Annotated in this window: 20 protein-coding genes; 10 read left to right on the plus strand and 10 right to left on the minus strand. The window is 55.8% G+C overall.

The window, feature by feature from the left end:
• Window positions 1-8 precede the first annotated feature (8 nt).
• From A3GO_RS0102640 to ispG, 3 genes are read left to right on the plus strand one after another with little or no spacing between them, the layout of a single operon-like run.
• Complete coding sequence (locus A3GO_RS0102640) at window positions 9-1,229, plus strand: argininosuccinate synthase (protein WP_029132087.1); 1,221 nt, start codon at window positions 9-11, stop codon at window positions 1,227-1,229.
• A 7-nt stretch (window positions 1,230-1,236) separates the two neighbouring features.
• A complete protein-coding gene (locus tag A3GO_RS0102645) occupies window positions 1,237-1,497 on the plus strand; it encodes a PilZ domain-containing protein (RefSeq protein ID WP_029132088.1) in 261 nt (86 codons plus the stop codon).
• 3 nt (window positions 1,498-1,500) lie between these two features.
• Window positions 1,501-2,739, plus strand: a complete 1,239-nt coding sequence (gene ispG, locus A3GO_RS0102650; RefSeq protein WP_029132089.1) for a flavodoxin-dependent (E)-4-hydroxy-3-methylbut-2-enyl-diphosphate synthase — start codon at window positions 1,501-1,503, stop codon at window positions 2,737-2,739.
• 323 nt (window positions 2,740-3,062) lie between these two features.
• Here the strand turns inward: ispG and A3GO_RS22230 are convergent, their stop codons facing one another.
• From A3GO_RS22230 to A3GO_RS0102670, 4 genes are all read right to left on the minus strand, one after another.
• Complete coding sequence (locus A3GO_RS22230; protein ID WP_051301766.1) at window positions 3,063-4,427, minus strand: patatin-like phospholipase family protein; 1,365 nt, start codon at window positions 4,425-4,427, stop codon at window positions 3,063-3,065.
• Between the two features lie 60 nt (window positions 4,428-4,487).
• Window positions 4,488-4,901: a DUF6858 family protein gene (locus A3GO_RS0102660; protein WP_029132090.1), complete on the minus strand. Its 414-nt coding sequence runs from the start codon at window positions 4,899-4,901 to the stop codon at window positions 4,488-4,490.
• 114 nt (window positions 4,902-5,015) lie between these two features.
• Window positions 5,016-5,720, minus strand: a complete 705-nt coding sequence (locus tag A3GO_RS0102665) for a Crp/Fnr family transcriptional regulator (RefSeq protein ID WP_037374609.1) — start codon at window positions 5,718-5,720, stop codon at window positions 5,016-5,018.
• 333 nt (window positions 5,721-6,053) lie between these two features.
• The gene (locus tag A3GO_RS0102670) at window positions 6,054-7,403 is read right to left on the minus strand and encodes a TrpB-like pyridoxal phosphate-dependent enzyme (protein ID WP_029132092.1); all 1,350 of its coding nucleotides are present in this window, start codon (window positions 7,401-7,403) and stop codon (window positions 6,054-6,056) included.
• Window positions 7,404-7,690: 287 nt separating this feature from the next.
• Between A3GO_RS0102670 and uup the strand changes: the two genes are divergently transcribed.
• Window positions 7,691-9,586, plus strand: coding sequence for an ATP-binding cassette ATPase Uup (uup, locus tag A3GO_RS0102675; protein WP_029132093.1), 1,896 nt, complete (start codon window positions 7,691-7,693; stop codon window positions 9,584-9,586).
• Window positions 9,587-9,729: 143 nt separating this feature from the next.
• On the opposite strand, the gene A3GO_RS0102680 is transcribed toward uup, so the two are convergent.
• Window positions 9,730-10,128, minus strand: coding sequence for a hypothetical protein (locus A3GO_RS0102680; RefSeq protein WP_051301767.1), 399 nt, complete (start codon window positions 10,126-10,128; stop codon window positions 9,730-9,732).
• Between the two features lie 330 nt (window positions 10,129-10,458).
• On the opposite strand from A3GO_RS0102680, the gene A3GO_RS0102685 reads away from it, so the two are divergent.
• The gene (locus A3GO_RS0102685; RefSeq protein WP_029132095.1) at window positions 10,459-11,022 is read left to right on the plus strand and encodes a hemerythrin domain-containing protein; all 564 of its coding nucleotides are present in this window, start codon (window positions 10,459-10,461) and stop codon (window positions 11,020-11,022) included.
• 4 nt (window positions 11,023-11,026) lie between these two features.
• Here the strand turns inward: A3GO_RS0102685 and A3GO_RS22235 are convergent, their stop codons facing one another.
• Both A3GO_RS22235 and A3GO_RS0102695 read right to left on the minus strand, forming a co-directional pair.
• Window positions 11,027-13,144, minus strand: coding sequence for a putative bifunctional diguanylate cyclase/phosphodiesterase (locus A3GO_RS22235; protein WP_037374576.1), 2,118 nt, complete (start codon window positions 13,142-13,144; stop codon window positions 11,027-11,029).
• Complete coding sequence (locus A3GO_RS0102695; RefSeq protein WP_029132096.1) at window positions 13,144-13,479, minus strand: hypothetical protein; 336 nt, start codon at window positions 13,477-13,479, stop codon at window positions 13,144-13,146. Before A3GO_RS0102695 ends, A3GO_RS22235 begins: the two co-directional genes overlap by 1 nt.
• 465 nt (window positions 13,480-13,944) lie before the next feature.
• Between A3GO_RS0102695 and A3GO_RS22240 the strand changes: the two genes are divergently transcribed.
• On the plus strand, window positions 13,945-14,496 hold the full coding sequence (locus A3GO_RS22240; RefSeq protein ID WP_051301768.1) for a tetratricopeptide repeat protein: 552 nt from the start codon (window positions 13,945-13,947) through the stop codon (window positions 14,494-14,496).
• A 199-nt stretch (window positions 14,497-14,695) separates the two neighbouring features.
• Window positions 14,696-16,084: an ATP-dependent RNA helicase DbpA gene (dbpA, locus tag A3GO_RS0102705; RefSeq protein WP_029132097.1), complete on the plus strand. Its 1,389-nt coding sequence runs from the start codon at window positions 14,696-14,698 to the stop codon at window positions 16,082-16,084.
• A 134-nt stretch (window positions 16,085-16,218) separates the two neighbouring features.
• Here the strand turns inward: dbpA and A3GO_RS25995 are convergent, their stop codons facing one another.
• The 3 genes from A3GO_RS25995 to A3GO_RS0102725 all read right to left on the minus strand — a co-directional run bounded on the left by A3GO_RS25995 (window position 16,219) and on the right by A3GO_RS0102725 (window position 18,640).
• Complete coding sequence (locus tag A3GO_RS25995; RefSeq protein ID WP_157606688.1) at window positions 16,219-16,848, minus strand: hypothetical protein; 630 nt, start codon at window positions 16,846-16,848, stop codon at window positions 16,219-16,221.
• Window positions 16,849-17,335: 487 nt separating this feature from the next.
• A protein-coding gene (locus A3GO_RS26000; protein ID WP_157606693.1) for an IS5 family transposase occupies window positions 17,336-18,111 on the minus strand; the annotation gives its coding sequence in 2 pieces (ribosomal slippage) (window positions 17,336-17,796 and window positions 17,796-18,111; 777 coding nt in all).
• Between the two features lie 34 nt (window positions 18,112-18,145).
• Entirely contained in the window at window positions 18,146-18,640 is a 495-nt protein-coding gene (locus tag A3GO_RS0102725) for a lactoylglutathione lyase family protein (protein ID WP_029132101.1), read from the minus strand.
• Window positions 18,641-18,957: 317 nt separating this feature from the next.
• Between A3GO_RS0102725 and A3GO_RS0102730 the strand changes: the two genes are divergently transcribed.
• Genes A3GO_RS0102730 through A3GO_RS0102740 form a run of 3 tightly spaced genes read left to right on the plus strand, consistent with a single transcriptional unit; the run spans window position 18,958 to window position 19,973 of the window.
• Window positions 18,958-19,449 carry an inorganic diphosphatase gene (locus A3GO_RS0102730; RefSeq protein ID WP_029132102.1) on the plus strand — a complete coding sequence of 164 codons (492 nt, stop codon included), beginning with the start codon at window positions 18,958-18,960 and terminating at the stop codon, window positions 19,447-19,449.
• Between the two features lie 10 nt (window positions 19,450-19,459).
• Window positions 19,460-19,708 (plus strand): hypothetical protein, encoded by a 249-nt coding sequence (locus A3GO_RS0102735; RefSeq protein WP_029132103.1) that lies wholly within the window; start codon window positions 19,460-19,462, stop codon window positions 19,706-19,708.
• 13 nt (window positions 19,709-19,721) lie between these two features.
• On the plus strand, window positions 19,722-19,973 hold the full coding sequence (locus A3GO_RS0102740; RefSeq protein ID WP_157606689.1) for a hypothetical protein: 252 nt from the start codon (window positions 19,722-19,724) through the stop codon (window positions 19,971-19,973).
• Window positions 19,974-20,270 lie beyond the last annotated feature (297 nt).

The following is a 20,270-nucleotide window of genomic DNA, read 5'->3' on the forward strand; positions in this document are numbered from 1 at the left end:
GTTTCCCCATGTCAGCGTCTGGCGTTAAAAAAGTCGTACTCGCATATTCGGGTGGTCTGGATACCTCGATCATCCTTAAATGGCTTCAGGAGGAGTACGGGTGTGAAGTGGTGACTTTTACCGCCGACATCGGTCAGGGGGAAGAGGTGGAACCGGCCCGCGCCAAGGCGCAGGCGGCCGGGGTCAAGGAGATCTATATTGACGACCTGACCGAAGAGTTCGCCCGCGATTTTGTCTTTCCCATGTTCCGCGCCAACGCCATCTACGAAGGGGAGTACCTGCTGGGTACCTCTATCGCCCGGCCGCTGATCACCAAGCGCTTGATCGAGATCGCCAAAGAGACCGGCGCCGACGCCATCTCTCACGGCGCCACCGGCAAGGGCAACGATCAGGTACGATTTGAACTCGGCGCCTACGCCCTTATGCCGGATGTGAAGATTATCGCCCCCTGGCGCGAGTGGGATCTGCTCTCCCGCGAGAAGCTGATGAAGTACGCCGAGGAGCACGGCATTCCCGTAGAGATGAAACGCAAGGGCAAATCCCCCTACTCCATGGACGCCAACCTGCTGCACATCTCCTATGAAGGCTATGATCTGGAAGATCCCTGGTGTGAACCGTCCGAGGAGATGTGGCGCTGGAGCGTATCGCCCGAAGCGGCACCGGATAAACCCACCTACATCGAACTCACCTTCGAGAAGGGCGACGTGACCGCCATCGACGGGGTGGTCATGAGCCCCGCCACCGTGATGACCGAATTGAACAGGATTGGTGGCGCCAACGGCATCGGCCGCGATGACATTGTGGAGAACCGCTATGTCGGCATGAAGTCCCGCGGTTGTTACGAAACCCCGGGCGGCACCATTCTGCTCAAGGCGCACCGGGCCATCGAGTCGCTGACCCTGGATCGTGAATCGGCCCATCTGAAGGATGAGTTGATGCCCAAGTATGCTGAATTGGTCTACAACGGCTACTGGTGGAGTCCGGAGCGTGAAATGCTCCAGGCGGCGATTGACCAGACCCAGGATGTGGTCAACGGTGTGGTCCGTCTGAAGCTCTACAAGGGCGGCATCATGGTGGTGGGGCGCAAGTCCGAAACCCATAGCCTGTTTGATGAATCGATTGCCACCTTTGAAGATGATGCCGGTGCCTATGACCAGAAGGATGCCGGTGGTTTTATTAAACTCAATGCCTTGCGGTTGCGCGTAGCGGCCCGCCGGCGCAACTCCTGAACAGAGCATGCAACCAGACAATCGTGAATATACCCGCTTTGCCCTGCGTTCCCAGGTGAAACTGGTCGACGCAGAGGGCAAGGAGCGTGAAGTCTATACCAAGGACCTGTCACACGGTGGTCTGTTTCTGATCATTAAGGATGAGCAGTTGCCGGCCCTCGATTCGGAAGTTGAGGTGACGGCCATGGATATTGAAGATCCCTTGCCGCAGCGTGCCGTCGTGGTAAGGATTGAGCCTGGCAGAGGCATCGCCATCAGGTTTCTTTAAGTAATGTCCAAGATGACAGTAAAACGTGCTGCTACCGTGGGGGTCCGCGTCGGCGGTGTGATTGTCGGTGGCAATGCCCCGGTGGTCATTCAGTCGATGACCAATACCGACACGGCGGATATTGCCGCGACCATCCGGCAGGTGGCCGAGTTGCATCGGGCCGGTTCCGAGCTGGTACGTATTACGGTGAACACCGACGAGGCGGCAGGCGCGGTCGCCTCAATCCGTGATGGACTGGATAAGCTGGGGGTGCCGGTACCTCTGGTGGGTGATTTTCATTTCAACGGCCACAAACTGCTACAGAAGTACCCGGCATGTGCCCAGGCCCTGGCCAAGTACCGGATCAATCCGGGCAATGTGGGGCGAGGCGCCAACCGGGATGAGAAGTTCGCCTCCATGATTGAGCTGGCCTGTCGCTATGACAAGGCGGTCCGCATCGGCGTGAACTGGGGCAGTATGGACCCGGAGCTGGTGGTGCGGATGATGGATGAGAATGCCCGGGCCGCCGAGCCGCTGGATAACGACCGGGTGATACGGGAGATCATGGTGGTTTCCGCCCTGGATAACGCCCGCCGGGCCGAGGAGCTGGGCCTGGCCCGAAACCGGATTGTCCTCTCCTGCAAAATGAGCGGGGTGCAGGATCTGATCGGCGTTTATCGGGAACTCTCCAGCCGTTGTGACTACGCACTCCATCTCGGTCTGACCGAGGCGGGTATGGGTTCCAAGGGGATCGTCGCCTCCACTGCGGCCCTGGCGGTACTGCTGCAGGAGGGCATCGGTGACACCATACGGATCTCCCTGACCCCGGAACCCGGCGGTGCGCGTACCCAGGAGGTACAGGTGGCCCAGGAGATCCTGCAATCCATGGGGTTGCGCTCGTTTACCCCGATGGTGATCGCCTGTCCCGGTTGCGGTCGTACCAGCAGTGTATTCTTCCAGCAGTTGGCCCAGGAGATTCAGCAATATCTGCGCGAGCAAATGCCGCAGTGGCGTCAGAAATTCCCCGGGGTTGAGGAGATGAGCGTGGCGGTAATGGGCTGTGTGGTCAACGGTCCCGGTGAGAGCAAGCATGCCAATATTGGTATCAGCCTGCCCGGCAGTGGCGAGGTGCCGGTGGCTCCGGTGTATGAAGATGGTGAAAAGACCGTGACCCTGAAAGGGGAACATATCGCCGAGGAGTTCCAGCAATTGGTGGCACGCTACGTGGAGCGCCATTACGGCAGAGAGTCGTCAGGCGGCTAGTGCCAATTATTACTATCCCCGCTACCGGTTCACCGGTAGGGGCGGCACCCCACTGCAATGATCGATTCGGCCACTGTACTCCGTTCAATCGGCCCGGGGGCGGGCCTCCTACAGGCCGAGCTCACTTCGGCTGGTCAGTTTGCTGCAGGAGCGGCACCCCCACTGCAATGATCGATTCGGCCTCTGTGCTCCGTTCAATCGGCCCGGGGGCGGGCCTCCTACAGGCCGAGTTCACTTCGGCTGGTCAGTTTGCCGCAGGAGCTGTGCCCCCGCCGCGCTGTCTTCCTGATTGTTGTCCCTCCACGGATCATTGAACGAGGCCGTCAGCGAAAACCGGCCATCTCCGCATACAGGTCGTGCAGCAGACGCTTGAATTCCGGGTGGTTGCGCAGCAACTGCTGGCCGGCGTCAATCAATTGTTCAGCGGCCTGCTCCGGCAGGGTAAAGTCTGTGGGAATGGTGGAGAGAGGCTGGCCATTGATCTGCGCAGGACTATCTTCCAGATTGATTTCGATGATGTAGAGGTCCGGCGGACAGTTGATTTTTTCCTGGCAAGGGACTGCACTGTTCTGTTGCAGCCAGGGCCCCATCTGGCTGTGCAGATAGGCCTTGGTTTCGAAATTGTAGTTGCTGAGAGGCGTGGTGGTGGCTGCATCCAGAATCACCCCCTGGGGGGGGTGATCCGGCTTCTTCTCCCATTCGATGGGCAGGCGGGCCGCCGCATCGATCTCGATCAGTACGATACGCTTTGTATTCCCCGTTACATTTTTCCTGATGCTGTCATCCAGGCCATCATGGATAATGATCTGGTCCATCATCGCGCGCAGTCCCAGATTGTCGGCAAGACCGCCATCCAGCAGATGGATATAGGGATGCTCTGGTTGATCCAGGTAGCGACTCCAGGTCCTGGCCAGGCGATAAAGTCTCGGTTTCTGGTGCTTTTCGGTCAGGCCGCGGCCTATCCACTCCGGGGTGGGATAGCCACAGCTGCCGGCCCGGTTGTTCAGGGTAATCGGGGTGAAGATCAACGGTACCGAGCTGGAAGCGGCTACTGCCCTGGCGACCGGGAAATGCTCACTGTCGGAGCAGATCAGAGAGAACAGTTCCGGGGTAAATCCAAACCGGCTGCCTTTGAACAAGTCGGTGGCGTTAATGATCACAACCGGACCTTGCTCATCGAACAGTTCGCTCAGTGGCCGGTCGCCGAACAGCGTCTCCCGGAAATACTCGTCCAGTATGTCGCCTGAACCAAAAGTGGTCGATGAGAGTCGTGACAGGTTGTCCAGTGACAGCATGCGTTGACGTATTTCATTCCGAACATCCCGCTCGAGAAATTTTTCGCGGAAAGTCTCAAACATCTGTTCACCGTACAGACCGTAATAGGCCGCGATGATACTGCCACCGGATACCGCCGAGATCATATCCACCTTGTCCAGCAGCGAGGGCGCCTCGGGCCGGGTGGTGAGTGGGGTCTGGTAAAGGGCTTCCATCACCCCATAGGCGAAGGCGGAGGCCCGGCTGCCGCCACCGGATAGCGTCATCAGGAGAGTCGTGGAGTCCGGGCTGTAGGGCGTGATCGCCGGTTTAGCCGCAATCAGGGGCGGATTGTCCGGGAAACGGGCGGTACTGGCGCAGCCGCTGAGCAGCAGGCTAAGGAGTATGGCATAGAGCCTTTGATGTCTGTTCATCGGGAAGAAAGCGGATCCTGTTGAAACGTCGCAGGATTACCCCATCCCGGGGTGCGCTTGTCAAGCCTCGGCGCCAGTTGTCTCCCGGTTTTGGATCGCGCGAGCCCAGCTCTCCATGGCCGTGTTGGCGACAGGCATCGGTGCTTCCATGAAGGTGATATAGAAGCTTTCCGGCAGTTCAACCACCCCGATAGATCGGGGGCGCAGGGCCATCGCCTGGGGTGTTGGCAGGGTAAAGCCGAAACAGAAAATAATATTGCTGGCGGCCTCGATTTCTTCATGGATCTGACCATTCGGCAGGGTGCTGGTATGGGTGTGATGATCAAAAGTGGCGATAAAAGTTGCCGCTGGGTCGGCCTCGATACAGCTTTTAAGGTGGTCGAGGATCTGGGACACGCTGTTAAAAGTGGTCTCTGATTTGCCAATCTCCAGCGAGAACAGGGAATATGACTCTCGCGTGAAGGACTGCTGCATGGCTGGCTCCTGAAGAGTGCTGTGTGAATGCCATTAATTCAAGTAATTCACACAGAGACTAAGGGCTCCGGAACGGCGATGCATTGAAAAATCTCAATGCCATGGGATTGTTTGTCAGTTGTCGGCAATAAATTCGAGATTGCGGATGTCCAGCAGATATTTGTTCGGTTCGGTTTCGATCAGCAGGCTCTGGCGCTTGAATTCGGCGATGGTCCGGCTGGTGGTTTCGGTGGTGATACCGAGCATGGCCCCCATGTCCTCCCGGGGGAACAGTTCGCACTCACTGGATTCCTGATTACGCACCAGGCGCAGCAGCAGCCGGGCAACCCGCTGTTTGGCGGAACCGGTGGAGAGTTCGGTGAGCCAGGCGTCGGCCTCTTCCAGTGCCCGTTGCCAGCGGGTCAACAACTCCTGGTGCAGCTTCGGGTTGGTCTTGGAGAGCGCCTGCACCACGCTGACCGGCAGGCTGCACGCCTGGGTCGGATGCAGCACCACCGCATCATGCTTGTAGGGCTGGCCCAGCAGCGCCTCCAGCCCGGTGACATCGGTGGAACGGATCAGTCTGACAATGCGTTGTGTCCCGTCAGGCAGATACTGGATCAGCTTCAGCACGCCGCTGCGGATGGTGTAGAGACGGTCGGCCTTGTCGCCGGCGCGATACAGGGTGGAGCCGGCGGGCAGGGTGTAGAGATCAATCGGCTGATGAATTTTATCGAAGTCCTCCTCTTCCAGCCCGGCAAACAGCACCGAATTACGCAGCGTGCAGCTGATGCAGTCGGCAACGCCTTCCCAGGCTTCTTTATCGGAGAGGTTTTTCATGCGACACATCCCTCGGCAACCGCTCCCTGCGTTGCTCTACCTCCTGCATCCATGCAGTCGTGTGCCGCACCCCGACGGGCGGCCTTTGGCCGTGAAAATTGTCTGTCCTGCCAATTTTTCATGCGACACATCCCTGTGCCGTACCCTGACGGGTGGCCTTTGGCCGTGAAAATTGTCTGTCCTGCCAATTTTTCATCAATGGTTCTCTAGCTGTTCGTGAATGCCCGCAATCGTACCGGGGTCGGCGTCAAATCAAGTCCAGGTATTGAGTCCATACCTGAGCTGTTCATTCGTTTGACTCCGACCCCTTGGATTGGTTTAGGCGGGTTTCTATCAGCCTACCTGTGGTAGATGTTTGAGCGACTCCCTGATCGCCTCTTCGGGGTACTCATAGTCCTCCAGTTCGCCGGCAAAGAAGCGGTCGTAGGAGGTCATGTCAAAGTGACCATGGCCGGAGAGGTTGAACAGCAGCGTCTTGGCCTCGCCGGTTTCGGAGCAATGGCGTGCCTCACGGATCGCTGCGGCGATGGCATGGGTCGATTCCGGCGCCGGCACAATGCCTTCACTCTTTGCAAAAAGCACACCCGCCTCGAACGTTTCGATCTGCGGCACGGCCATCGCACCCAGCAGGCCCTCGTTGTAGAGCTGACTGATCAGTGCCGAATCGCCGTGGTAGCGCAGACCGCCAGCGTGGATGCCGGGTGGCATGAAGTCGTGCCCCAGGGTATACATCTTCATCAACGGCGTCAGGCCAATGGCGTCACCGAAGTCATAGGCGTAGGTGCCCTTGGTCAGGGTCGGGCAGGAGGTTGGCTCCACCGCCACCAGTTCCACCTGCTTGCCGGCTGCCTTGTCGGCGAAGAACGGGAAGGCGATGCCGCCAAAGTTGGAGCCGCCGCCGCAGGGGGCGAACACCATGTCGGGATATTCACCCACCATGGCCAGCTGCTTCTTGGCCTCTTCGCCAATAATGGTCTGGTGCAGCAGTACGTGGTTCAGTACCGAACCCAGGGCATAGTTGGTGTCCGGCCGGTTGGCCGCGATCTCCACGGCTTCAGAAATCGCGATACCCAGGGAGCCTTCACTGTTCGGGTCCTTCGCCAGGATGGAGCGGCCGGACTCCGTCAGGTCGGTCGGGCTGGCGTGCACCTGGGCGCCCCAGGTGCGCATCATGGTGCGGCGGTAGGGTTTCTGGCCATAGCTCACCTTAACCATGAACACCTCGACCTCCAGGCCGAACATCTGACCGGCCAGCGCCAGTGAGCAGCCCCATTGTCCGGCACCGGTCTCGGTGGTCAGTTTCTTGATACCGGCCTGCTGATTGTAGAAGGCCTGGGCCACCGCGGTATTCGGTTTGTGGGAGCCGGCCGGGCTGACGGATTCATTCTTGTAGAAGATCTTGGCCGGAGTATTTAGCATCTTCTCCAGTCGATGAGCCCGGTAGAGCGGGGAGGGGCGCCACAGACGCAGTACCTCGCGCACCTCTTCCGGGATCTTGATCCAGCGCTCGGCGCTTACCTCCTGCTTTATGATCTCCTCGGGAAAGATGGCGGCCAGCGCATCTGGGCCCACCGGATTACCATCCGGACCCAGCGGGGGGGTGGGCGGATTGGGCATGTCGGCAACCACGTTATACCAGTGGGTGGGCATCTCTGATTCTTTTAGTAGAATCTTGGTCTTCATCTCAAGGCTACTCCCAATTCTTTGTTGGATCGGAGGGTTCGAAACGGATGGCCCTAAGCGGACCGCTGGTGCAATCTTCACATATTAGGCATGTCTTATGCCACCGCTTTAGCCCCCAATCCGGCCAAACAGCCCGCAATGACAGTATCAGGTGCAATTAAAATCTGTTGTTGCGCAGCCTGTATGGCAAGTCACATGAGCATCTCATAACAAAGATCGCCGTTATCCTGCATCGCCGGCTGGGGTACAATCGGCGTCCCTTTGGATAACGGTGTAACGGGTGAGCAATGGCGCTGATCAATCTGCGCAAGATACAACTGGGCTTTGGCGGCCCGGCCCTGCTGGATAATCTGGACCTGGCAATTGAACGGGGCGAACGGATCTGTCTGCTGGGACGCAACGGCGCCGGAAAATCGACCCTGATGAAGCTGATCGCCGGAGAACTGCAGGCGGATGACGGAGAGTTTTCCGTTCAACAGGGGGCGGTGATCACCCGCCTGACCCAGGAGGTACCCGCCGGCATCGAGGGGACGGTGTTCGACGTGGTGGCCACCGGCCTGGGTGAACTGGGTGATCTGGTGCGCCGCTTTCACCAGATCAGCCATCGGCTGGCCAGCGAGAGCAGTGACAAACTGCTGGATCAGCTCTCCCGGGTGCAGCATGAGCTGGAGGCGGTGGATGGCTGGCAGTCGGAGCAGCGGGTGGAGACGGTGATCTCCAGGCTCTCCCTGGATCCGGATATCGCCTTTGCCGCGCTGTCGGGTGGCCTCAAGCGCCGGGTGCTATTGGCCCGCGCCCTGGTGCAGGCGCCGGATCTGCTGCTGCTGGATGAGCCGACCAACCACCTGGATATTGCCTCCATCGACTGGCTGGAAGAGTTTCTGCTCAATTACGAAGGCACCCTGCTGTTCGTGACCCATGACCGTATGTTCCTGCGCAAACTGGCTACCCGCATTATCGAACTGGACCGGGGCCAGCTCACCGACTGGCCGGGGGACTACGAAAACTTCCAGCGCCGCAAGGCGGAGATGCTGAACGCCGAGGAGAAGGCCAACGCCCGCTTCGACAAGAAGCTGGCCCAGGAGGAGGTGTGGATCCGCCAGGGGATCAAGGCGCGGCGTACCCGCAATGAAGGCCGGGTGCGGGCGCTGCAGGCGCTGCGCGCCGAGCGCCGGCAGCGCCGTGAACGCGCCGGCAATGTCAGCATGGCACTGCAACAGGCAGAACGCTCCGGCAAGCTGGTGATCGAGGCGGAAGGGATCAGCTACGCCTGGGATGGTGTGCCCATTGTGCGCGACTTCACCACCACCATCATGCGCGGCGACCGCATCGGCGTAATCGGCCCCAACGGTGCCGGCAAGACCACCCTGCTCAACCTGCTGTTGGGAAAATTACAGCCGGACAGCGGCGCGGTGAAACACGGCACCAAGCTGGAGGTGGCCTATTTCGATCAGTTGCGCGCCCAGCTGGATGATGAAAAGTCGGTGCAGGACAACGTGGCCGACGGCAGTGACAAGGTGGAGATCAACGGCAGCAGCAAGCACGTGATCAGCTATCTGCAGGACTTCCTGTTTGCTCCGGATCGGGTGCGGCAGCCGGTCAAGGCGCTCTCCGGTGGGGAACGCAACCGACTGCTGCTGGCGCGGTTGTTCAGCAAAAGTGCCAACGTGCTGGTGATGGACGAACCCACCAACGATCTCGACGTGGAGACCCTGGAGCTGCTGGAGGAGCTGTTGCTGGATTATCAGGGCACTCTGTTGCTGGTGAGTCATGACCGGGTTTTCCTCAACAACGTTGTGACCAGCACCCTGGTGTTCGAAGGGGAGGGGCGGATCAACGAGTACGTAGGTGGCTATGATGACTGGCTCAGTCAACGTAAGGCCCCGCTGGTTGAGAACACGGCCAAACCGGTATCCGCCAAACCGGAGTCTGGGAGGCGCGAGCCGGTAACGCCCTCCGGCAAACCGAAAAAACTGAGCTACAAGGATCAGCGTGAACTGGATGCCCTGCCAAAGCGGATCGAACAGCTGGAAGGTGAACTGGAAAAGCTGCAAATGACCGTGGCTGATCCCGCCTTCTATAAACGACCCAAGGAAGAGAAGGCCGAGGTGCAGCGACAACTGCAGGATACCGAGACGGCGCTCAACGCGGCCTACGGGCGCTGGGAAGCACTGGAATCCTGAGGTGCTTGGAAATCAAAGTATGTGGGTGCGTTTCAGCACCCCATGGCGAGCGGGAAGCCTGCAGGATGCGGTGAGTGAAACGATGCGCATCGCTGCGCTCAGCACATCCTACATGCACGTCTACCGGAATAGCCCGCTAGGACTCAGCTCTTTTTGGTCCACAGGGTGCACCAGCCATCCGGGCTGATCTGGCCTTCCACCAACTTGCAGCTATTTGAGCCGGCGATGAAATGCAGACACCCATCGCATTTCTGTCCGTTCCTTGGTTCAGTCTGATATTGAACGGCTTGCTGTGGTGCTTTTACCACTTCGGTAGCTGGAGCGGCAGATTCCGTGTTGGTGCCGCTCGGGGAAGAGCCCGCCGGAGCGGCGCTGGATGATTTTTCGCCCTCCTTTGAGTCACACCCGATCAGTGCGACCGGGAATACCAGGCTGCAACCTACAGCAAGTACCCCGCGTAATACCAACCTGCGCGAATGAATCTCTTCCTCTATCTTGCCTTTGAGTTGCTTGCTGTTAGCTTCAGCAATATCCGCGTTCATCTCAACCTCCTTTGTCTAATCACCTTGGCAGGCGTTTGTGCCAATCGATAATTCGTGGGAGTGTGTCAGATTCAACCTGACCCGCAACAGCATATCGGGATATGCACAGCCTCACCTATGAAAGCGCATTATGATGATTCCGCCTGGTAGGCTGAAAGTGTAGTAGATCGCAACCGACAATCTACAATGCAGGTGTTATTGATGACTGATGTCCAGACCTCCATTTTGATTCGGTTCCGGCTATGGCCGTGGCCTGTGCGAATGGCATTTTTAGGGTGTGCTACGATAAGTTAGTTAGGTTTAGCCTATTCCTGAATGGAGGAAGCAGTTATGTCAGACATAATCGATACTTGGCGCAAAGACCACGTAAATTTCTCGCGACTTCTTAACCTTCTTGAAGTGCAGGTTAAGCTTTTTCATGAGGATGAAACGCCAGACTATGAGCTCATGCAAGACATTATTTATTACATGACACATTACCCCGATCTCTTCCATCATCCAAAAGAGGACCTTGTCTTTGACATGGTTAAGAAAGTTGACTCCAGTACGCGGTCCGTGGTGGATGAACTGATGGAGCAGCATGTGGTGCTGCGGGAAAGCGGCATGAAGTTGTTTGGCAATCTCGAGGCTGTCGTTGCCGGGGCGATGTTGAGCAGGACCAGTGTTGAGGATCCGGCAGAGACCTACATCGCATACTTCCGCAGTCATATGAAAAAGGAGGAGTCGGAGATATTCCCGCTAGCCGAAAAACTGCTGTCTGACCAAGACTGGCGTGATGTGGATGCGGCGGTACCGCCTCCGATAGATCCACTATTTGGACCGTCTGTGAATGAGCGCTATCTTGCACTCCATCGGCAGATAGCCGATGAGGCGGGGTGTGGGTGTGGCGAGTAGTCTGTCAATCTGCTTGTTTGGCAAGCCAGCTGCGCAACTCGGTCATCGGCAGAGGTCGGCTGTAGAGGTAGCCCTGCGCGATGTCACACCCCATGGTACGCAGGATAGCGGCCTGCTCCTCGGTCTCTACCCCTTCTGCCACAACCTTGAGATTCAGGGCGCGGGCCATCGTGATAACCGCAGTGGCGATTTCGCGGTCGGTCGGATCATCACACAGGTCCATCACCAGGGATCGGTCCAGTTTGAGCTTATGTACCGGTAACTGTTTGATGGTGGCAAGATTTGAACAGCCGGTGCCGAAATCATCCACGGCAATCTGGATTCCCGCATCGCCGAGAGTCTGAAATATATCGCTTATCCCTTCACGATGACTGGTGACGGCGGTCTCCGTCAGTTCCAGCTCCACCACGTTGGTTGGGAGTCCATGTTGTGTGAGTATCCCCAGGATGGTATCAGCGAGGTTGTCGGTATCCCGGTCTTTTCCGGCAGAATTTACCTGAAACGGCGAGAGATTGATGGCGAAGCTCAATGGTGTTCCGGCACGAGGGTATTCTGCCAGTATTGCCGCGGCCTGGCCCGCTGCGATTTGCAGTACCTGTTCGCCCAGCTGGTTGATCAGGCCGGTCTGTTCAGCCAATGTGATAAACAGGTCGGGTGAAACCGCCTTCCCGTCCGGGCTCCAGCGCGCCAGCGCCTCCATGCCCACGACACTGCCGGTTGCCATATCCACTTGCGGTTGCCAGGCAATTGTAATCTCTTTTTCCGCCAAGGCCTGGCGCAAACGTGCGCTCATCTGTACCTTCTCGACGAACCGGTTGTGTCCGGATGCCGAATAAAAATGGTAGCGGCCTCTGCCGATGGCCTTGGCTTGGTACATGGCGTTATCCGCCTCCATCAGCAGTACTTCAGGGGAATCCCCATCCTCCGGGAAACGGCTGATGCCTATGCTGGCGGAGACAAACAGTTCATGCCCATCGATATTAAACTGGTGAGTCAGGGTGGAGAGCAATTTTTCTGCAATGGTGATGACACCGGTTTGATCTGTGCCGGTCTGGGTAATTACGGTGAACTCGTCACCGCCGAGTCGGGCTACGGTATCGTTTTCACGGACGGCACTCTGTAACAGGTTGGCGATCTGGCACAACAGCTTGTCGCCGACCAGATGGCCCAGGGTGTCATTCACCTCCTTGAATCCGTCGAGGTCGATGAACAGCAAGGCCAGGCTGTCACCGTCACGGCGTGCCTGGGCCACAGCCTGGGTTAGTCGATCCAAAAACAGCTGACGGTTGGGCAACCCGGTGAGGGCATCATGGTAAGCGAGGTGATGCAGTCGGGCGCGCATCTCCTGATGGTGTGTGGCATCGGAGAATACTCCGGCGTAGTAGCGTACCTCACCCTGGTCGTTTCGAATGGCATTAATATGCAACCATTCAGGATAGATGTCGCCGCTCTTGCGCCTATTCCAGATCTCCCCTTCCCAGGCGCCGGTCTCCTGGAGGCAGTCCCACATCTGTTTGTAGAAAGCTTCGTCATGCTTGCCAGAGTGCAGAATATGTGGCGTTTGGCCGATCGCTTCTTTAACAGCCCAGCCGGTAGTTTTACTGAAGGCGCGGTTGACCAACTGGATGCGTTGCTTGGCATCGGTCACCATGATGCCTTCGCTGGTTGCCTCGAATACGGCGGTGGCAATGCGGCGGTTTTCCAGTTCGCGTCGATAGTCCAGGAGCAGGTGCTCCAGGTCTTTGCGCAGGTCGCGCTCCCGTTCCACCAGTGCGGTGATGATCGATAGCCGCGAGACGATGCCCACATACTGACCCTTACCATCGACCACCATCAGGTGATTGACAGAGTCCTGCTCCATGCGGTTCAGGGTGGACAGGATCGGGACACTGTTATCCACCGGTGGTGGCTGCCGGCGTAGTAGAAGGTCAGCGAATATTCGATTGGGAAACAGTGCCGCCTGGCGTTCTGTCACCAGACCCATTAACTCGCCCTGTTCCGTGAATACCACGAAGACATGGGCATCCGTCTGTTCCGCTACTTCCTTGTAGCGCTGATAGGCATCGACCAGAATTACGTTGGGGCATAGGCAGTCGACAATACCGAGTTCTTTATTGGTCATCAAACCTCCTTTTCGAGGCTGATTTCTACATCGATATTGAGCTGGATGATTTCTTCTGGGCCCATGAAGGGCTTGATACTGGACAGTACGAAATCCCGTAGTTGTGGAGCCGTGACCTTGCGTAGAATGGCGCTGCGCACCAGGATATCGCCGATCACATCATCGTCCACCTGTACATGTTCAAAAGGTGTCACACTCAACAAGCCCAGAGCACGGCTTACCGCGACATGACCGATTGGTGAGTGCCGGCCCAGTACCAGTCCGTCTTCAATGGGTGGTAGCAGAAACTCAGTGACGCGGGCGCGAATCGTATAGTGGCGTCGCTCTTTATGCATGGCGGGAACTGCTCCAGGAGCTTTAAAATCAGTACAAAGGGAATGGTTGGCATCAGAAAGCATCCATCCCAGGACCGCTCTCGGCACGGTACCAATACTCTAACTATCGGGTTCCTGGTGATTTCTAACGGCTCATGGCCACAAGAAATGGCAGTGCTTCCCTGTGCTTCCTTGGTATCAGCCCTTTCAGCACGGATGCAAAGCGAAAAATTACACGCCTCATCGCAGACGCGTAGTCTATCGGATCGGGTGTTCTGTAAAATTGACACACATCAACAAAGGTTTTTATTGCGCTGGGTGTTTGGGAGTAATTTAGAGGCGGATCACGATTTGTGGGCCGATGCTCAACGGTCCTGAGGACGGAGCATGGAAGAAGACCAGTCCCTGTGATCACCTGTCCTTCAGTAACCCCTGAAACCGGTAACCTACAATATCGGGTAGGACTTTGTACTGGAGAGCAGTCGGATGATTTTACATAGCTTGAGATTGCTGTGGGTCAGCATGCTGTTGGCCGGTACCGTAGCCGCCGAGCCTGCGCGTGATGCGTTACTGGATCAGCGCTTTGCCGAACTGAAGCAGGCGCAAGATGAGGTAACTGCACGCGGGATCGAACAGGAGATCTGGAAATTGTGGATGATCTCGGGCAATACCGAGATTGATGGGTTGATGCGGCAGGCAATGGAGGCGCGACGCTGGGGGGATTATGCCAAGGCGCTCGCGCTGCTCGATCAGGTGACCGGGATAGATCCGGAGTACGCCGAGGCGTGGAACCAGCGTGCCACCATCCATTTTCTGCGGGATGACTATGAACAGGCCCTGGCCGATGTCGCCCGGACACTGCAGCTGGAACCGCGTCATTTTGGCGCCCTGGCCGGGCGGGGAGTCATCCGCCTGCGTCAGGGAAGATCTGCGCTGGCGATCCAGAATATCAAGGCGGCGATGGACTACCACCCTTTCTTGCGCGAACGCCACCTGGTGCCGTCCCGGTTTTTAGATCAACCCGCTGAGTCGCGTTGATCAGGCTGTGCCGACCGCACTCTTTTGTCCATACAATAGACCGGGGGGCGGATTTGCAAGGATTGGCGCCGATTCCGGCGTATGATATACGCGGCCCATCAGCCGGAACAAACCGCATACATTTCCCAGTCGTGTCCCGAGGGTACGCTGTTAGCAGATGAATGCTTTACACAGTCAATACCTTGATAGGACAACCCACGTGAACCCGACCTGCTTCTCATCACTGAATCTGCACGCTGAGCTACTGAACAATCTGGCGACCCTCGGCTATGCTGAAATGACCCCGATACAGACCCGGAGCCTGCCGCCCATTCTGGCGGGTCAGGATGTGATCGCCCAGGGCAAGACCGGCTCGGGGAAAACCGCCGCGTTTGGACTGGGGCTGCTGCAGAGGCTGGATGTAAAAAGGTTCCGGGTACAGGCACTGGTGCTCTGTCCGACCCGGGAGCTGGCCGATCAGGTGGCCGGGGAGATTCGCCGGCTGGGACGGGGTATCCATAATATCAAGGTGCTGACCCTGTGCGGCGGCATGCCGTTCGGTCCCCAGGCGGGGTCACTGGAACACGGTGCCCACATTATCGTCGGCACCCCGGGGCGTATCGAGGATCACCTTGGCCGGGGGACGCTGAAGTTGGCGGATGTGAGCACGCTCATTCTGGATGAGGCCGATCGCATGCTGGATATGGGCTTTCAGGAGGTGCTGGATCGGATTATTGAGCAGATACCGAAGCAGCGACAGACACTGCTGTTCAGTGCCACCTTCCCCGATCAGATACAGGCGATTGCCCGGCGCATCATGACCCAGCCGGTGATGGTGCAAGTGGAGTCGAGTCACGATAGCGCTAGCATTGAACAGCACTTCTACAAGGTCACTGACAACAAACAGCGTCTGACCGCACTGCGTCTGCTGCTGTTGCAGTTTCATCCCGAGTCGACACTGGTGTTCTGCAATACCAAGAAAGAGACCCAGGCTGTGGCGGATCAGCTGATGGATTTTGGATTCAGTGCCCTGGCGCTGCACGGCGATCTGGAACAGAGGGATCGGGATCAGACACTGATACGCTTTGCCAACAAAAGCATCTCGGTCCTGGTTGCCACCGATGTGGCGGCCCGGGGGCTGGATATCGAGGCGCTGGACGCGGTGATCAACTATCACATCGCTCATGATGCCGAGAGCCATCTGCACCGGATTGGTCGAACCGGACGTGCCGGCAGCAAGGGTATCGCTTGTTCTTTGTATGATGACAGGGAGAGCTACCGGGTCGCGCAACTGGAGGCCGGCATCGATCCGATTCTGGATAGCGAGCCGTTGCCGCCCCTCACGCTTCTGGATCGACCCTCCATGAAGCCCGCCATGGCCACGCTGCAGATTGATGGTGGCAAAAAACAGAAAATACGTCCGGGTGATATTCTGGGTGCCTTGACCGGCGAGCGGGGTATCAGCGGACAGCAGGTCGGCAAGATTAATGTGGCGGACAACTGGGCCTTTGTGGCAGTGAGTCGTGGTGCGGTGAAACCGGCCCTGAAAAAACTGACCGAGGGGAAATTGAAAGGGCGCTCGTTTCGTGTTCGGTTGATTGGTGATTAGTGGTAATAGACTGGGTTGAATCTGGTAGCGGGTTTTGGTTGATCGCTGAGATGATTCAAATCCTACGTCTGTTTTCGGCTGCGGTTAACCAATGTCACGGGCTGAAACCATCCAGAAGCGGACGTTATTGCCTTCTATATGGCTGCATGCTTCCGATCCCTCTTTTTGTCTTTGGAAACGGTGAGAATGACTGCTAGCGCACCTAAAAGTAAAACCCAATCAAGAGACACACTTAGGTGTGCAGCCCCAAAAACGCCATAAAAAGTTCCGGAAAGTCCTAGGACAATCGACCATGCACGAACACCAAAGCTGCCAACAATAATGGAAGGACCGATAACCATCGAAAGTGTGGGACACGGAATAAGTCCTGTAGGAGCGGAGTATAAGTAAGGGAAGAACGACGCCGTCTCGAGAAAATGAGGATAGACCCAACCAAAGGTAAACATAATTGCGCCTATCACCTTAGCCCATAAAGGTGCAATTTGAATGTCATCTCGTGGCAACCGGAATGAGATAAATAACAATGCCGCACCGGAAAAAGTGAAGAAAATGCCGTTGAAAGGATTTCCAGATGCCCACGCCAAAGCGCTCACGGATACTAGAGGCAGAACTAACCCCAAACCAACCAGGCGCATTGAGGGGCGTATACCTAATACAAGAACTGAGGCTAGAACTGCAAAATAAATGTGCCAGAGAATTGCAAGAAATTGCCAATCATTGGCAATTTCTTTAAGAACACTCAGAATTTCTTCAGGGGGTGGCATTGTTTTTCATTGGTAACTCGGTCACATAACGCCCATATAAACCGCGCGACGATAGGAGCGTCGGGCGACCCAAAGGAGGGGAGTTCCCACGAAAAAGTTGACACCCCCTGGTTATGCGCACGTTTGCTCGAACTCCATCGGTGACTGGTAACCTAGCAGAATTTGGGGTCAGATGAAAAACTATTCGGCACTAGCCTTGCCTTTCGGACCACGCTTCAAATTAGCGACGCGCCGACCAGACAATCTCTCGATCTCTTCTTTGAAAACGCTCATTTCCAAGTGCCATCCCCTGATTAGCGCTCCGCTGAATATCCGTCTAAACTTCCTCATTAAGTTCATAGCGAAAGAGTGCCCGATATGCATTCGATCTATCGGCTGGCGTCTGACCCAGTAGAGCGGCAGAATACCTGAACCTACATCTACGAGATTGAGTTTTTCATCTGACCCCAATTGGTTGTGACCCCAATTGGTTGCGTTTGATAACTTTCTAGGGCCTGTTAACACTAATCAACGCGTCTGTGATAAGTGCGAAATGGATGAAGAACATGAAAACAACATCCAGTTTATCGAATCTTGAGAAGATTCGGCGAAAGCCTTTCAAGCGGCGAAATAACCGCTCGACTTCATTGCGTTTCTTGTACAGCTCTTTGTCATACTCCCATTTTGTAAGACGGTTGCTCTTGGGAGGCACAACCGGAACCATTTCGAGCTCCAGTACCAACTGTTGTGTTTCATCCCCTTCGTAGGCTTTATCCATAATCACATGTGTGCCTTTCCAGCCCTGGTTTTCCAGCGTTTTTAGCAACTTTCTACCTTCAGGGGCATCACCGGCATTTCCAGGTGACAAAGAAAATGTCACGGCCGTTTGTGCACCAGCTGCAACCATATGAATTTTGGTTGTCCATCCGGCTCGCGATTTACCGATAGATTGTTCACCGTTTTTTTTAACGCTCCAGTGCCATCGGGATGAACTTTTACCGCAGTGCTATCGAGGGAAACGTGATCTACCTGAATATTGATAAAATCATTCTCTTGCAACGCCGCAAATACGCGATCCAGCACGCCATTTTTCGCCCAACGGTTGGCTCGGGTGTAAATACTGTGCCAATTGCCGAATTTCTTGGGTAACCCTCGCCACTTGCAGCCCTGTTCAGCGACGTACAAAATGGCGTTTAAGACCTGTAAATTTGATATTTTTACGTTACCCCGTTGAACGGGAAGCAAATTTTCGATGATTTTGAAATGCGCCGATGTGATTTTCATCGGCATATTTTACCTCATTTAGTGTTAACAGGCCCTAGTACGCACCCTGTGAATAGGTTAACTCATAGCTATGCGAATAAACTTCGAAGATGAGGCCGAATGGATCTTCGACGTAGCACATCTTGTAGGGCTTCTCTCCAGGGTAATATTCACGGATAGGCATTCGCTGCTTCCCACCGTGCGCCACGATTTTTTCTACCAGCCCTTCAATATCCGGGTCCTGAACGCAAAAGTGAAAGGTGCTCGTTTTCCAGTATTCAAAATCCTTCGGAGTTTCATTGTTTTTAAACTCGAACATTTCTACACCGATTTTGTCACCAGTCGACATGTGAGCGATCTTAAAGGATCCCCAGCCCTTGCCAAAAACATCAATACACATTTGGCCTATTGGTGTAGCTGATTCTTCGGTAATGACGGTGGGCTCCATTATGTGATACCAGCCCATGACTTCACTGTAAAATTTGACCGCTTTTTCTACATCAGGAACAGAAATTCCGATGTGTGAGAACGTTCTTGGGTATGTACTCATGGTAGTTCCTTGTTTTGAAAGTTAACGCTGTTTATACAGCCCGCACATTCGGTACAATATACAGCTGTAGAATATAGTGTCGATTCCGACACATTGCTCTATCCATGTTCTACGTTTAGGGATGATTTTAGAGTGCGGCATCCCGCCATAGAAGCTCATTCCTTAATGTTCTTGGGTCTATCAGCCGATAACCTTGTTGAACAGCCACAAGACGAGCACCCGCTTCATGCCCTGAGCAGCCTTACATTAACCAGACCCTGTCTCGCAAATTCAACGACATAACATAATCGGAAATGGAATTCCGCTATCCTCAGGGTATGACAACACTTGAAGATCGACAGTCTGACCCACCCGAAGTGGAGGTGGTGATAGAGATCCCGCGTGGCAGTTTTCTCAAGCGCGGCAGCACCGGCCATGTCGACTTTGTTTCGCCATTCCCGTGCCCCTTTAACTACGGTTGTGTACCGGCCTATATCGGCGGTGAGGGAGACTTGCTGGATGCGGTGGTGCTGGGTCCGCGCCTGCCGCTGGGTTCACGGGTGAAGGTGCGGGCCTGGGGGGCAATTGGGTTGTCAGAGCGTTTTATGTATGACGATAAGTTGATCTGCAGCGTCAAACCGCTACGTACCAGTCAGCGACGCTGGACACTGCGCTTTTTCCACTTCTACGCCTTCTGCAAGGGTTGGCTGAACGTGTGGCGCGGACGTCCGGGAGCCGCCCGCTGTGAGGGCTGGGGTTCTGCCGGTGAAGCGATCGCGCGCGCCGTGCCGGCAGGTCCGGATTGGCGCGGGCCTGGAGTGCCTTTTTAAAACAAGAGAAATGGCTTTGGTCGGCCAGATGTTGGCGGTTCAGCTTGGCCAGAGTAGTTTGCAGGTAGCTGTCCGCTGCCTGTTTTTATTGCCGGGTAAACGATCAATTAAATTGATGGCCCATACCGTGCCTGATTACTACAGCGGCCGATATCAAAAAATTCTGTGGTATTTTTTGTGGAAATGGCTTGCCCTGTCAGCGGGCAGGCTCTATAGGTTAGGAGAGTTGTATAAGCAGTCGTTTCTGGTCAGCCAGTAAAGGTACTGATTATATGAAAACCCTCCCGCTAAGGAATAGCAGATTACCCTACAGCTATCACATGCTCTGGGTGTCACTGGCGACTTCTCTGGTGATTCTTTCCCCCCTCTATCTGCTGCTTAATTTTGGCATGATATCCCTCCTGCTGACGGTATGGATAACCGTAGGCGTCATAGTGCTGGCAGCCCTGTACGAGTCATCACTCCTGTTTATACTTACCCGGCATATGCTGAAAAGCACCAGGAATGATCATCAAGATCCGTAGGCTCTAACGGTTACCGAATTCTTCGGGCGTGGTTTCTGACCACGCTGAATGTTCTCGTTGGGATTCCTTGAAAAACCTGGCTGGAAAGGCCGACGTCAGCGGGCCCCCGCAGGGGGGAATTGGCCCTAGAGGAGGTCGGTAATCGCATGGTGGTCCATGTGGAGTACAATGTGCCATCTCCAAATCATTCCGCTAATAACGACCAGATAAAAAACCATAAGTTGGTGATTTGTAAGGTAGGGTAAACCCTTTTATCCCATTCACTCACTCCATGTTGTCATAAACAGCACTGCAGTT

It is taken from the genome of Sedimenticola selenatireducens DSM 17993 (assembly GCF_000428045.1).
In the GTDB taxonomy this organism is placed as follows: domain Bacteria; phylum Pseudomonadota; class Gammaproteobacteria; order Chromatiales; family Chromatiaceae; genus Sedimenticola; species Sedimenticola selenatireducens.